This window comes from Micromonospora sp. NPDC047134, assembly GCF_040643455.1.
Classification (GTDB): Bacteria; Actinomycetota; Actinomycetes; order Mycobacteriales; family Micromonosporaceae; genus Micromonospora.
In genome coordinates, this window is sequence record NZ_JBEYUI010000032.1 from 38,573 (window position 1) to 51,835 (window position 13,263).

A 13,263-nucleotide genomic window follows, 5' to 3' on the forward strand; every position below is an offset into this window, starting at 1 on the left:
CGCCGACGCGCGGCGGAGGGTACGGCCGGGGCGGTACGCCGCCGCTGAAGAAGACTCACCTGCGTCCCCCCGACATGCGATTGGTCAGTGCGGTGTTCAGCGCGGCGACCACCAGGATGATGAGGAACAGCGCCCAGGACATCGCGGCGGCGTACCCGAGGTTGAGGTCCTTCCAGCCCACCCGGTAGATCAGCTGGGCCACGGTCTGCCACTCCCCGCCGGAACCCCCGGTGGCGGCCTGTGCGTTGAGGTCGAACAGCATCGGCTCGGTGAACAACTGGAGCCCGCCGATGGTGGAGAGCACCACGCTGAAGATGAGCACCGGGCGGATCATCGGCACGGTGATCCGCCAGAGCTGACGCCAGGGGCCGGCCCCGTCCAGGGCCGAGGCCTCGTACACGTCCCGGGGAATGGACTGCATAGCGGCCAGGAAGAGCAGGGCGTGGTAGCCGACCCACTTCCAGTTGACCATCGTGGCGATGGCGATCCAGGAGTGCAGCTTGTCGGCCCGCCAGTCGATCGGGGTCTCGGTGCCGATCCCGACCAGCCCGAGCGCCCAGTTCGCCATCCCCAGGTCACGGGCGAAGAAGACGTTGAACACCAGGGTGGAGGCGGTGATCGGGGTGATGTACGGCAGCAACGCGCTGACCCGCCACCAGGTCTGGCCCCGCAGCCGACGGTTGAGCATCGAGGCGACGACCAGCGCCAGCAGCAGTTGCGGGACGGTGGAGAGCAGGAAGATGCCGAAGGTGTTGTAGAGGGCGTTGCCGAAGTCGCCGTCGGTGAACAGCCGGCGGAAGTTCTCCGTCCCGGCCCAGCCGGTCAGGTCCGGCTGGTCCAGACGCCAGTGCCGCAGTGCCACCACCGCGTTGAAGACCATCGGGAACAGCCCGAAGACGAGGAAGAGCAGGAAGAACGGCGCGATCAACAGGTACGGCACGTAACGCACGTCGAAGCGGTGGAGCCGATCCCGCCAGGTCATCGACCGGTCGGGGGCCGCCCCTCGGCGGCGGAGGGCCGGTTCGCCGGCCGCGCGCGTGGTGGGCATGAGGACACACTCCAGGTACGACGGGAGGACGGACCGGTGCCGGGGTACGCGGACCCGTCCGCGCATCCCGGTCACCTCACCTGCTGGCCTTCTCGGCTTCCTTGATCGCCTCGGCCCAGGCCGCGTCCGACTTCAGGGTGCCGTTCTGCACCCGGTTGATCACGTTCTCCACCGCCACCCGGGTCGGTCCGTTCTTCCGGCCCAGGTACTGCGGCGTCAGGCCCTCGGCCATCTTCGGGAAGATCTGCCCGACCGGCGCCGAGTTGAAGAACTCGTTCTTGAAGTCGGCGATCGCGGGGTCGGTGTAGAGCCCTGGCTGTGAGGGCAGGTTGCCTACCGTCTTGAAGACCTCGATCTGCTGTTCGGGCTGGATCAGCCACTCCAGGAACTTGTACGCCTCGTCGACGTTCCTGCCCTGCTTGGGGATGGTCAGGAAGGACCCGCCCCAGTTGCCACCCCCGCCGGGCACGGCGGCGATGTCCCACTTGCCCTCGGTCCCGGGCGCGGTGTTCTGGATGTGGCCGAGCATCCAGGCCGGACAGGTGAGCACCGCGAAGGAGCCGTTGGTGAAGCCCTTGTCCCAGTCGGCCTGGAAGCTGGTCAGGTTTGCCGACAGGCCCAGGTCGGCGGCCTTGACCGCGTAGTCGAAGGCGACCTTCGGGCCGCCCTCCATCAGCAGCCGCTCCTCGGAGTCGTAGAAGCCGACCGGCTGTTGGCCGAGGATCGGGTTGAACAGGTTGGTCGCGTTGTCGAGGAACTTCTTGTCCGTCTGGGCTACATAGCGCTGGCCCACCGTCAGGAAGTCGTCCCAGGTGGGCCAGAGGGCGGAGACCTGGTCCCGGTCGGTGGGCAGGCCGGCGGCGGCGAACAGGTCCGTGCGGTAGCACATGGCCAGGCCGCCCACGTCGGTGCCGAGAGCGATCTGGGTCCTGCCGTCGGCCGACAGCGACTGCTTCCACTTCCACGGCAGATAGTTGCTCTCGTACTTGCCCGCACCACGGTCGAGGAGGTTGACGAACTGGTCCGCCTGGCTGCGGAACTGCACCATGAAGCCCTCGTCGATGGCGGCGATGTCGGGCGCACCGGAACCGGCGATCAGCTTCTTCTGCAGGTCCTCGTGCTGGGCGTTGTACTCGCCCGAGTTGAGGGCGATCCTGACGTTCGAGTGCTCGGCCTCGTACCTGGTCTTGAGCTCCTGCAGGCCGAAGTCGCCCCAGAAGTTGATCGTCAGGGTGACCTGACCGTCGCCGCCGGTGCCACCGGTGGTGCTGCGTCCGCTGCAGGCTACGACGAGGGAACCGACCACCAGTGCCACGGCTGCTACCCGCAGCCATCGAGGCGTAGACCGCTTCATGACCCATCCTCCAAGACGAGTGGGTTCGATACAAAGATCGAGATACATCGACTGAACCGGATAAGTGACGCCACCGTACGGGGACGCATCAGGCGTGTCAACGGCGGGTCACCAAACCGGCCCGCCCGTAACCTCAGGACGACAAAACCCTGATCCACCCGGCGATACAGGGGGCCTGGCCGACTCAGCTCGACAGAACCCGAGCCCTCAGGTGCTGAGCTGAACCGAACAAGTTGCCACCTTCAGGCCCACACCTGGTCGGTGGCCATCGGCGGGTAGCCTGTCCAGCGGACAACGGACTGGCTCAGGAGGGCGTACGCCGGTGAAGCGGCCCACGATCGCGGATGTCGCCCGGCGGGCGGGGGTTTCCAAGGGCGCGGTGTCGTACGCCCTCAACGGCCAGCCCGGGGTCTCCGAGGCGACCCGGCAACGCATCCTCGCCATCGCCGCCGAGATCGGCTTCAGCCCCAGCAGTGCGGCCCGGGCCCTGTCCGGGGCCACCGCCCGGGCCATCGGCCTGATCCTCGCCCGCCCCGCCCAGACCCTCGGCATAGAACCCTTCTTCATGGAGCTGATCAGTGGCGTCGAGGCGGAGTTGTCCGCCCGGTCGTACGCCCTGACCCTCCAGGTGGTCGCCGACCCGCAGGCCGAGATCGCGGTCTACCGCCGGTGGTGGGGTGAGCGGCGGGTCGACGGGGTGCTGGTCTGCGACCTGCGCACCGACGACCAGCGGGTGCCGGTGCTGGAGGAGTTGGGGCTGCCCGCCGTGGTGATCGGGGGGCCGTCCGGCACCGGGCGGCTGGCCAGCGTCTGGGCCGACGACGCCGCGGCCCTCGTGGAGACCGTGGAGTACCTGTACGCCCTGGGGCATCGCCGGGTGGCCCGGGTGGCCGGCCTGCCCGACCTGCTGCACACCGACATCCGCACCCGGGCCTTCACCGAGGTGTGTCAGCGGCTGGGGCTGGCCGAGTCGGTCGTCGTCTCGACGGACTACACCGGGGAGGAAGGGGCCCGGGTGACCCGGCGGTTGCTCAGTTCCCGCATCCGCCCCACCGCGGTGATCTACGACAACGACGTGATGGCCATCGCCGGGTTGTCCGTGGCCCAGGAGATGGGGTTGACCGTTCCCGCCGATCTGTCCATCGTGGCCTGGGACGACTCTCCACTGTGTCGGCTGGTGCATCCGCCGCTGACCGCGGTGGGCCGGGACATCCCGGCCTACGGGGCACATGCCGCCCGGCAACTCCTTCGGCTCATCGAGGGTGCTCCCGCGACCGACCTCCAGGACGAACAGGCACACCTGACCCCCCGTGGCAGCACCGGTCCGGCGGCATGAACCGGTTAAGCGATCACCGGAAGGTGTACGGGAAGTCCTCGAAGTACGCCTCCACCCGCTCGGCCGTGGCGGGCCGGGCCAGCTCGTACCCCTGGCCGTAGCGGAACCCGGCCCGGCGGGCCGCCTCGACCTGGTGGGCGGATTCCAGCTTGTCGGCGACCACCTCCACCCCCAACCGGTCGGCGACCGTGACCACCACGTCCAGCAGGGGGCGCTCCCCGTCGGCCCCGGCCACCTCCGGTCCCACCTTCAGCAGATCGATCGGCAGTCGCCGGAGCTGGGCCAGGGAGGCCTGCTCGACCCGGAAGTCGTCCAGAGCGGTCCGGATGCCCATCGACCGCAGCCCGGCCAACCGGGCCACCACGGTCGACAACTCCGCACCCACCCGTGGCTCGGCCACCTCGACCACCAGCTGATCCGGCGCCACCCCGTACGCCGCCAGGACCGCCGCCGTCCGGGGCACGAAATCCGGCGAGGTCAGCTCCCGGACGGTGACATTGATTCCCATCCGCAGCCGTCGTCCCCCGAGGGACCACTCCGCCACCTGCCGGCAGGCCCGGTCCAACACCCAGGCGTCCAACTCGCCGGTGATGTCGAGATCCTCGGCCACCGGCAGCAACTCGGCGGGGAAGACCGTGCCGAGCACCGGACTGCGCCAACGAAGCAGGGCCTCCGTACCGACCGGCAGCCGGTCGCCGAGCCCGACCACCGGCTGGTAGACCAGGTCCAACTCGCCTCGGGCGACCGCGCCGGGCAGTTCCCGTTCCAGGTCCAGTCGGCGGACCAGTTGCTCCTCCAGGTACGCGTCGTACCACTCGATCCGGTCCCGACCCAGCTGGGTGGCGCGTCGGCGGGCCAGTTCCGCCTGGCGCAACACGTCCTCCGGGCGACCGTGGGCCAGTTCGGCCAGCCCGATACTGGCCCGTGAGCGCAGCACCGCCCCGGACACCTCGTACGGCCGGTTCAACGCGGCCAGCAGCCGGGCGCCCAGGGCGTAGGCCAGCAACGAGGCGGCGCCGGTGACCACCGCGAAACCGCTGCCGGTCAGGTCTACCACCTCGTCCTGCGGGGTGGTCACGGCCCGTGCCCGCCGGAGGGCCTCGGCAATCATGTCGTCCCGCACGGTCATCCCGGGCAACTCCGTGAGGTGCAGGTCGACCACCAGCAGGGTGCCGCCCGCCGACTGCGATCGGGCCGCCAGGGCTTGCAGCAGGGCGGCACGGCCACGGAGTACGGACTCCTCGACGGCCGCCACGGCCATGGTCACCGGGGTGCTCTCCGGGCCGGTGGGGGTCGGCGCCACCGAGGCCGGGGTAGTCGGCTGGCCGCCGGGGGTCGGGGCTCCCGGGCTCGTAGTGGTCTGCGCTGTCGGGGTCGGGGTGGACTTCGGGCCGGGGTCGAGCAGTTCGCGGGCCACCAGGGCGGGCACCACGGCGAGGGCCAGCAGCACGGTGGTGCGGTCCGGCAGCCGCCCGGACTGGAGGTGGTGGACGGTGGCCAGCACCACCCCGGCCGCCGGCACCACCACCCGTGGCCAGAGCGCCGTGGCCGCCGGTGTCGGCTCCGAGTCCGTCTCCACCACCCGCCGTACCCCGGCGGCGGTCAGCAGCACCCCGATCACCAGAGGGGCCACCGCCACCAGGGCCGCCCGCCCCACCTCGGTCGGCAGCGCCACCAGCAGGGTCAGGGCCAGCAGGGTCAGTCCTGCCCCGGCCCGACACCGGGTTATCCCGGAGTGCCGGTGCGGCCCGGTCAGCGCGGCGAGCACGGCTACCGCCAGCACCCCGACGGCCACCGCGGCGACCAACCGCACCTGGGCGGACACCCCGGCGTACGGCAGCAGCAGCCAGGCGGTGAGCACCAGGGCGGCTCCGGCCGCCACCCCGTCGAGCAGCCGACGACGGCCCATCCGGGCGCAGAGTTCCGCCCGGCGGGGCAGGCTGAACAGGCCACCGGCCAGCAGTCCGGCGGTACCGGCCAGTCCGGCGAGGGCGGCCGCCGGGCGGCCACCGACGGAGACCAGCGGCAGCACCGCCACGGACAGCCCGGCGATCACCACGGCCGCGTGCAGCAGGGCGGCGGCCCGACGGGGGCGGGCCGCACGGCGACGGGCCAGCCGCCCGCCGCCCGGACCGGCGGTCGGCACCTCGGGGCCGGCGGCCAGGCGGGACAGCCGCACCCCGGCCAGGGTCGAACCGGCCGCGCCGGCCAGCGCCACCACCGCCAGCCCCGGCATCGCTCCGGCGGCGCTGACCAGGACGAGCACGGCCGCCACCGCGACGACGCAGAGCTCCGGCAGGGGGGTACGTCGGAGGGTGGCGCGGAACACGGACGCGACGGGCACGACATTCGCCTTCGTGAGGGGGCACGGGGCGGTGCGGCGGTGCGAGGGGCGAACAGCTAGTCGGCCACTCGTCCCCGTAAACGAGCCAGCGCGCAAGCAGTGACGCCCGGTGAGCCAGATCACTGTACGCGCTCGGTTGAGCACACGCAGCAGGGCCCTCGTCCGCCACCCGGTGCCGTCCGCCGCCCTGCGGGTGGAATCATCGAGGGGTGAGCCGCACCGAGAGCACCCGATTCCGACACCATCAGGCCCTCCTGGTGGGGGCGATCATCGGCACCATCGGTGCCCTGCCCCTGGCCAGCGCCAGCGCGTACCTGCTGCCGGTGTTGCTGGTGCCCCTGGCCGTGGGGGTCTGGGCCTGGCGGGCCGGTACGGACGCGGACCGCGACGGGCTGCGGCTACGGGCCCTGGTCGGCGACCGCCGGATCCGCTGGGACCAGATCGTCGAGCTGGGCGGCGACGCCCGCGGCCGGGCGGTGGCCCAACTCGACGACGGCTCTCGACTCGTCCTGCCCGCGGTACGCCAGCGGGACCTGCCGCTGCTGGTCGCCGCGGCCGGACAGGGCGAGGTCCAGGCGGCTCAGTAGCCGTCCACCACCACGTTGTCGGGCTGCTCCCCGGCGACGAAGCGCCGGATCTGTCGCCCCACCAGGTCGTACGCCCGAGGCAGCAGCCCGCGTACCGACCCGGCCACATGCGGGGTGATCAGCACGTTCGGCAGCTCCCAGAGCGGATGGTCGGCGGGCAGGGGCTCCGGGTCGGTGACGTCCAGGGCCGCGCTGATCCGGCCGGTCGTCACCTCGGCCACCAGCGCCTTCGTGTCCACGACCGGTCCCCGGGCGGCGTTCACCAGCAGGGCGCCGTCCGGCATCGCGGCCAGGAAGGCTTCGTCGACCAGGCCCCGGGTCTGCTCGGTCAGCGGCACCAGCAGCACCACGATGTCGGCCTGCGGCAGCAGGGTGGGCAGGGCCTCCACCCCGTGCACCCCCGGTCGCGCCGTCCGGGCCACCAGGTCGAACTGCACCTCGAAGGGGGCCAGCCGGTTCCGCACGGCGGTACCGATCGAACCGGCACCGACGATCAGCACACGTTTGCCGGTCAGCTCGTCGGTCGGGGCCACCTCGTCGTACGCCCACCGGCGCTGGGCCTGGGCGCGGGCCAGGGCCGGGAAGCCACGCAGCTGGGACAGGATGGCGGTGACCACCCACTCGGCGGTCGAGGGATCGTGCACCCCCCGGGCATCGCAGAGCAGGACCCCCGGCGGGATCCGCCCGATCCACGGATCCGCCCCGGCCGAGAGCAGCTGGACCACCGCCAGGTCGGGCAGTTCCCGCAGCAGGGTGGTGGCCGCCGCCGGGGCCAGGAAGGGCGGCACCCAGAACCGGACACCGGCGGTCGGGGAGGGCAGCCGATCCGGATCGCTCATCGTCTCGACGATGACCTCCGGCGGCAGCTCACCCAGCAGGTCGTGACCGGTCTCGTGCGGAATCCATACCTTCACGCTGGCTGACGATAGCCCCGGCGACGGCCAGAGCCACGGCGGGTCGGCGGATGCGGGCACCGGCGCGGGCGTCCACGGCGGGCTACCCTGGGCCGCGTGAGCGCCCGTCTGCCACTCCCCCGTGCCCGTAAGCTCCGTACCCTCCTGGGGGTGTCCTGCGCGACACTCCTGCTGGTCGCCACCGGTTGCAGCCTCGGCGAACCGGAGCCGGATCCCGCCGGTGAACCGCCGAACCTGCCCACCCCCTCCGCCGGGGCGGGCGAGGGCGGCCGGGAGGTAGTCGCCACCGTGCTCGCCCAGGGGCTGCGGGTGCCGTGGGGCATCGCCTTCCTGCCCGACGGCGGGGCCCTGGTCACCGAACGGGACAGCGGCCGGATAGTCCAGGTCGGCCCGGAGTCGACCACGGACGGTCTGCGGGTCACCGAGGTGCAGACCATCGACGAGGTGGTCGCCTCGGGCGAGGGTGGCCTGCTGGGCATCGCGGTGTCACCGCAGTACGCGCAGGACAGGACCATCTTCGTCTACTACACCGCCGAACAGGACAACCGGATCGCCCGGTTGCGGCTCGGCGAGAAACCCACCCCGATCCTGACCGGCATCCCCAAGGCCGGCATCCACAACGGCGGCGGCCTGGCCTTCGGCCCCGACGGGCACCTCTACGCCAGCACCGGCGACGCCGGGGACACCGACCAGTCCCAGGACGCCGAGCAGCTCGGCGGCAAGATCCTGCGGATCACCCCGGAGGGCAAGCCCGCGCCCGGCAACCCCTTCCCGGACTCCCCGGTCTGGTCCCTGGGCCACCGCAACGTGCAGGGCATCACCTGGGACGGCGACCGGATGTACGCCGTCGAGTTCGGCCAGAACACCTGGGACGAGATCAACCAGATCACCAAGGGCAAGAACTACGGCTGGCCCGAGGTGGAGGGCCGAGGGGACGACGACAAGTACGTCGACCCGATCGTGCAGTGGTCTACCGACGAGGCCTCCTGCTCCGGGCTGGCGGCCACCGAACGCACCCTGGCCACCGCCTGCCTGCGCGGCCAGCGTCTCTGGCTGGTCGAGCTGACCGACGCCGGGACGGTGCTCGGGCAGCCCCAGGCCCTGCTGACCGAGCGGTACGGGCGGCTGCGCGCGGTGGCCACCGCCCCGGACGGCTCGATCTGGGTGGGCACCTCCAACCATGACGGGCGGGGCCGTCCCGCCGCCGAGGACGACCGACTGTTGCGACTTGTTTTCGCAGGTGGCGGAGCTGGGCGAAGCTGAGGCAGGCTCTAGTACAGCACCCTCAGGTTTGTCAAGATCCTTCGGCGGGCAGGTCAGAGTCTCGATATGGGCGATCAGGAACACGGGCAGCCGCCCCACGGCGCGGAGCCGACCCGTCGCACCCGCCGCTTCCCCGCGCTGCGGCGGGGCAATGCGGCGTCCCCCCGCCGTGGGCGGTCCACCGGCCTACGCCGAATAGGGACGGCTCTGGCCGTGCTGGTCGTCACCCTGGCCGGGGTGCTGCTCGGCACCCTGGCCGGCGGGCAGGTTCACACGGACATCGGTCCCTTCCGCGCCAAGCTGTCCATCTCACCGACCACGGTCGGCGGCACCACCATCAAGATCCCGCCGCTGGGCGCTCTCCTGCTCAACAGTCATGACGGGCCCACCCAGCTGACCGTGGAGCTGGGTGCGCTGGACCAGAGCCGGGTCGAGGCCTTGCTGGACGACCCGGCGAGTCTCAACCGGGCCACCCAGTCGGCGGTCGACGAGGTCCACGACGGGGTACTGCGGCTAGGGCTGCGTACCCTCGGGGCCACCGTGCTGGCCACCGTGCTGCTGGCCCTGCTGGTGTTCCGGGACACCCGCCGGGCCGCCTGGGCGGGCGGGCTGGCCCTGCTGATCGCCGCGGGCAGCCTGGGCACCGCCGCGAGCACCCTGCGACCCCAGGCCATCGAGGAGCCGACCTACGAGGGGCTGCTGGTCAACGCCCCCGCGATCGTCGGCGACGTACGCAAGATCGCCAACGACTACACCCGGTACGCCGAGCAGCTCCAACGCCTCATCGGCAACGTCACCCAGCTCTACACCACCGTGTCGGCGCTGCCGGTGTACGAGCAGGATCCCGGCACCACCCGGGTCCTGCACATCTCCGACATGCACCTCAACCCGGCCGCCTGGCAGCTCATCCGCACCGTGGTGGAGCAGTTCGGCATCGACGTGGTCATCGACACCGGGGACATCACCGACTGGGGCAGCGAGCCGGAGGCCTCCTACGTCGGCTCGATCAGCCTGCTGCGCAAGCCGTACGTCTACATCCGGGGCAACCACGACTCCGGTCGTACGGCGGCGGCGGTGGCCCGCCAACCGAATGCGATCGTGCTGGACAACGCGACCACCACGGTCGCCGGACTGACCATCGCCGGCATCGGCGACCCCCGCTTCACCCCGGACAAGAGCACCTCCCCGGCCGCCGGCAGCCCGGTCCCGCCCACCGCGGACGAACTGGTCACCACCGGTCAGACCCTGGCCGCCACCATCCGCAGCTCCCCCAAGCCGGTGAACCTCGCCCTGGTGCACGACCCCGTCATCGCCGGCCCCCTGTCCGGCACCACCCCGCTGGTGCTCGCCGGTCACACCCACCGGCGGCAGATCGAACAGCTGCCGGAGGTACCGGGCCAGCAGCCCACCACCCTGATGGTGCAGGGTTCCACCGGCGGCGCCGGACTACGCGGCCTGGAGGGCGAGGAGCCGACCCCGCTGACCATGACGGTGCTCTACTTCGACCAGGACAAGCAGCTCCAGGCCTACGACACCATCACCGTCGGAGGCACCGGCCAAGCCCAGGTCAACCTGGAACGCACCGTCATAACTCCCCCCACAACCCCCACAACCCCCACCCCACCCACCCCAACCCCCACCCGCTAACCCACCCCACGCCGCCTCCCCTCCCCTCCCCCGCCTCGCCCTCACCCTCACCCTCACCTCGCCGATCTTGCACTTTTGGTCGCTGATTTGCGCCGGTTCGCGAGGTTTGTGGCGTCAGAAAGTGCAAGATCGCGGAGGTGGAGGGGTGGAGGGGTGGCGGGGTTGAGGGCGTGCGCGGGGTGCAGGGTGGGGTGGGGGTGAGCGGAGGCGGGGTGGCCGCTTCAGGGGGCGGGGTCAGTGGAGGGAGAGGGCGGCCAGGGCGGCGTTGACGATGCTGCCGGGGAGCAGGTCGTGCAGGTCGTAGAGCTCGTGGACGCTGCCGGACTGGCCGAACTCGTCCACCCCCAGCGGCACCGCCGGGGCGGCCAGGGCCGAGCCCAGCCAGGCCATCGCGTGCGAGGCGGCGTCGTGCACGGTGACCACCGGGGTCCGGTCGGCGAAGGCCGACCGCAGGGCCCCCGGCACACTGGGCACGGTCGCCGTGCGTACCCCCTGCCGCAGGGTGCGCTGCCAGGCCCGGTAGAGGCGGTCGAGGCTGGTGACGTCCACGACGTGGGCGGCCACCCCCTCCTCGGCCAGTTCCGCCGCGGCGGTCAGCACCTCGGGCAGTACCGCACCCGAGGCGGCCAGCTGCACCGTCGGGGCCCCGGCCAGGTGCGGGTACGCCTGGTGTGCGTCGACCAGCCGGTACGCCCCGGCCAGCACCTGCCGCCGCAGCACCGCGTCACCGAGGCGGGCGCGGGCCGCCTCGAAGGGTGCCTGGTCCATCGGTCGGGTGCTCAGCCGGAAGTAGTACGCCCCGTCCTCGGCCGGTGCCGCGGTCGCCGCGGGCTGGTCCGGGCCGGCGATCTGCCCCAGGGCGTCGCAGAGCAACCAGTCCAGGCTGGTCGCGTACGCCGGCTCGATGAAGGTCACCCCGGGCAGTTCCAGGCCCACGCTCGCGGTGATGGTGGACTGGTGGGCGCCGCCCTCCGGAGCCAGGGTGATGCCCGACGGGGTTCCGGCGACCACGAACCGGGAGCCGGAGTAGGTGCCGTAGAGGAAGGCGTCCAGGCCCCGCAGCACGAAGGGGTCGTACACCGTGCCGACCGGCAGCAGCGGCTGCCCGGACAGGTCCCAGGCCAGGCCGAGCTGGCCGAGCAGCAGGAACAGGTTCATCTCGGAGATGCCCAGCTCGATGTGCTGCCCCTCGGGGCTCTCCGTCCAGCGCAGCATCCGGTCTTGCGACCAGGACCGCTGGGCGGTCGGCGCGAACACCCCGGTCTTGTTGATGAACCCGGCCAGGTTGGTCGAGGTCGCCACGTCCGGCGCGGTGGTGACGAGGTACCTGCCCACCTGCGGATCCCGGGCCAGGTCGACCAGCACCCGACCGAAGACCTCCTGGGTGGAGATCGGCTTGGTGGCGCGTACCTTCGTGGTCTGGGGGACGGTGACTCCCAGCGCCCGCCGGCGGGGCGCGCGGGACAGCGCCTCCCGACGCTGCCCGGCCCGGATGCCCGCGGGCGAGGCCGGGTCGAGGCGGTCCCACTCGGTGTCCGGGGTCAGGCCGTGCGCGGCCCGCAGGGCCTCGATCTGGTCGCCGGTGAGCAGCGCGGAATGGTTGCGCGGATTGCCGGCGATCGGCAGACCCCAACCCTTGACGGTGTACGCGAACACGACACTCGGCCGGTCGGTCACCGCGTCACACTGGGCGTACGCGTCGAGCAGCGCCGCCAGGTCGTGCCCGCCCAGGTCGGTGACCAGGGGGCCCAGTTCGGCGTCCGGAATGTCCTCGACGAAGGTGGCCACCGCGTTCGGCGCGCCGTCGAGGAACTGCTTGCGCAGCTCCGGTCCGGTCAGCCCGAACAGCGACTGGTACTGCTCGTTGGGCATCGCGTCGATCCAGTCGCGCAGCGCCTCCCCACCGGGCTGGGCGTACGCCTCGGCCAGCTTGCGGCCGTACTTGACCTCGACCACGTGCCAGCCGGCCGCTTCGAACTGCCCCCGCCACTGGTCGATGCGTACCCCCGGCACCACCCGGTCCAGGGACTGCCGGTTGAAGTCGACCACCCACATCACGTTGCCGAGCCCGGTGGTGGCCGGGTCGGCGACCGCCTCCCAGATGTTGCCCTCGTCCAGCTCGGCGTCACCGATCAACGCGACGAACCGAGAGTGCGGGCGGGCCCCGAAGTGCGCGTCCACGTAGCGGCGGGTCACCGCGGCGAACAGCGGCGCGGCCGCACCCAGCCCCACCGACCCGGTGGAGAAGTCCACCCCGTCGGGGTCCTTCGTCCGCGAAGGGTACGACTGGAGACCACCCCGGGCCCGCAGCCGAGTCAGGTAGGACCGGTCCAGGTTGCCCAACAGGTACTGAATGGCATGGAAAACCGGGGAGGCGTGCGGCTTGACCGCGACCCGGTCCTCGCCATCCAGATGCGCGAACCACAACGCAGTCATCGTACTGACCAGCGAGGCACTGGACGCCTGATGCCCCCCGACCTTCACCCCGTCCCCGGTCACCCGTTCCCGATTGGCCGCATCCACGATCCGGGTGGCGAGCCAGAGCACCCGCCGCTGAATCTCATCGAGAACACCAACATCGTGCTGCTGCACAGCTGAACTCCATCCGAACGTCACCATTGACGCCCTACAGGACCCACCCCCCTCTCCCCACTCCCCCATCTGCCCCCGTTGATCATGAGATTGGCGGCAGTCGTTGATCTCCAAGGTGCCGCCAACCTCATGATCAACGGGGCGAGACGGGGGTGGGGGTGGGGGTGGGGGGTGGGGG

General features: G+C 71.6%; 9 protein-coding genes. 4 read left to right on the top strand and 5 right to left on the bottom strand.

Annotation, left to right across the window (positions count from 1 at the left end; translation table 11 throughout):
* Positions 1-55: 55 nt before the first annotated feature.
* Both ABZ795_RS26195 and ABZ795_RS26200 read right to left on the bottom strand, forming a co-directional pair.
* Entirely contained in the window at positions 56-1,114 is a 1,059-nt protein-coding gene (locus ABZ795_RS26195) for a sugar ABC transporter permease (protein ID WP_357532277.1), read from the bottom strand.
* Between the two features lie 10 nt (positions 1,115-1,124).
* Complete coding sequence (locus ABZ795_RS26200) at positions 1,125-2,402, bottom strand: extracellular solute-binding protein (protein WP_357532278.1); 1,278 nt, start codon at positions 2,400-2,402, stop codon at positions 1,125-1,127.
* 322 nt (positions 2,403-2,724) lie between these two features.
* Here ABZ795_RS26200 and ABZ795_RS26205 point away from each other — a divergent pair, with 322 nt between their 5' ends.
* Positions 2,725-3,738 (top strand): LacI family DNA-binding transcriptional regulator, encoded by a 1,014-nt coding sequence (locus tag ABZ795_RS26205; RefSeq protein WP_357532279.1) that lies wholly within the window; start codon positions 2,725-2,727, stop codon positions 3,736-3,738.
* A gap of 13 nt (positions 3,739-3,751) precedes the next feature.
* Here the strand turns inward: ABZ795_RS26205 and ABZ795_RS26210 are convergent, their stop codons facing one another.
* Entirely contained in the window at positions 3,752-6,082 is a 2,331-nt protein-coding gene (locus tag ABZ795_RS26210; RefSeq protein WP_357532280.1) for an EAL domain-containing protein, read from the bottom strand.
* Between the two features lie 209 nt (positions 6,083-6,291).
* Between ABZ795_RS26210 and ABZ795_RS26215 the strand changes: the two genes are divergently transcribed.
* Positions 6,292-6,669: a PH domain-containing protein gene (locus tag ABZ795_RS26215; protein ID WP_327022341.1), complete on the top strand. Its 378-nt coding sequence runs from the start codon at positions 6,292-6,294 to the stop codon at positions 6,667-6,669.
* Here the strand turns inward: ABZ795_RS26215 and ABZ795_RS26220 are convergent.
* Positions 6,663-7,583: a 2-hydroxyacid dehydrogenase gene (locus ABZ795_RS26220; RefSeq protein WP_357532281.1), complete on the bottom strand. Its 921-nt coding sequence runs from the start codon at positions 7,581-7,583 to the stop codon at positions 6,663-6,665. The genes ABZ795_RS26215 and ABZ795_RS26220 overlap by 7 nt on opposite strands.
* A gap of 96 nt (positions 7,584-7,679) precedes the next feature.
* On the opposite strand from ABZ795_RS26220, the gene ABZ795_RS26225 reads away from it, so the two are divergent.
* Both ABZ795_RS26225 and ABZ795_RS26230 read left to right on the top strand, forming a co-directional pair.
* Positions 7,680-8,846 (top strand): PQQ-dependent sugar dehydrogenase, encoded by a 1,167-nt coding sequence (locus ABZ795_RS26225; RefSeq protein ID WP_357532282.1) that lies wholly within the window; start codon positions 7,680-7,682, stop codon positions 8,844-8,846.
* Between the two features lie 66 nt (positions 8,847-8,912).
* Positions 8,913-10,493: a metallophosphoesterase gene (locus ABZ795_RS26230; protein ID WP_357532283.1), complete on the top strand. Its 1,581-nt coding sequence runs from the start codon at positions 8,913-8,915 to the stop codon at positions 10,491-10,493.
* Positions 10,494-10,727: 234 nt separating this feature from the next.
* Here the strand turns inward: ABZ795_RS26230 and ABZ795_RS26235 are convergent, their stop codons facing one another.
* Entirely contained in the window at positions 10,728-13,085 is a 2,358-nt protein-coding gene (locus ABZ795_RS26235) for a pyruvate dehydrogenase (RefSeq protein ID WP_357532284.1), read from the bottom strand.
* Between the last annotated feature and the right edge of the window lie 178 nt (positions 13,086-13,263).

Excerpts from the sequence above, each read along its gene's own strand:
- ABZ795_RS26230 (WP_357532283.1), top strand. The coding sequence starts at position 8,913 with ATGGGCGATCAGGAACACGGGCAGCCGCCCCACGGCGCGGAGCCGACC.
- ABZ795_RS26200 (WP_357532278.1), bottom strand. The coding sequence starts at position 2,402 with ATGAAGCGGTCTACGCCTCGATGGCTGCGGGTAGCAGCCGTGGCACTG.
- ABZ795_RS26195 (WP_357532277.1), bottom strand. The coding sequence starts at position 1,114 with ATGCGCGGACGGGTCCGCGTACCCCGGCACCGGTCCGTCCTCCCGTCG.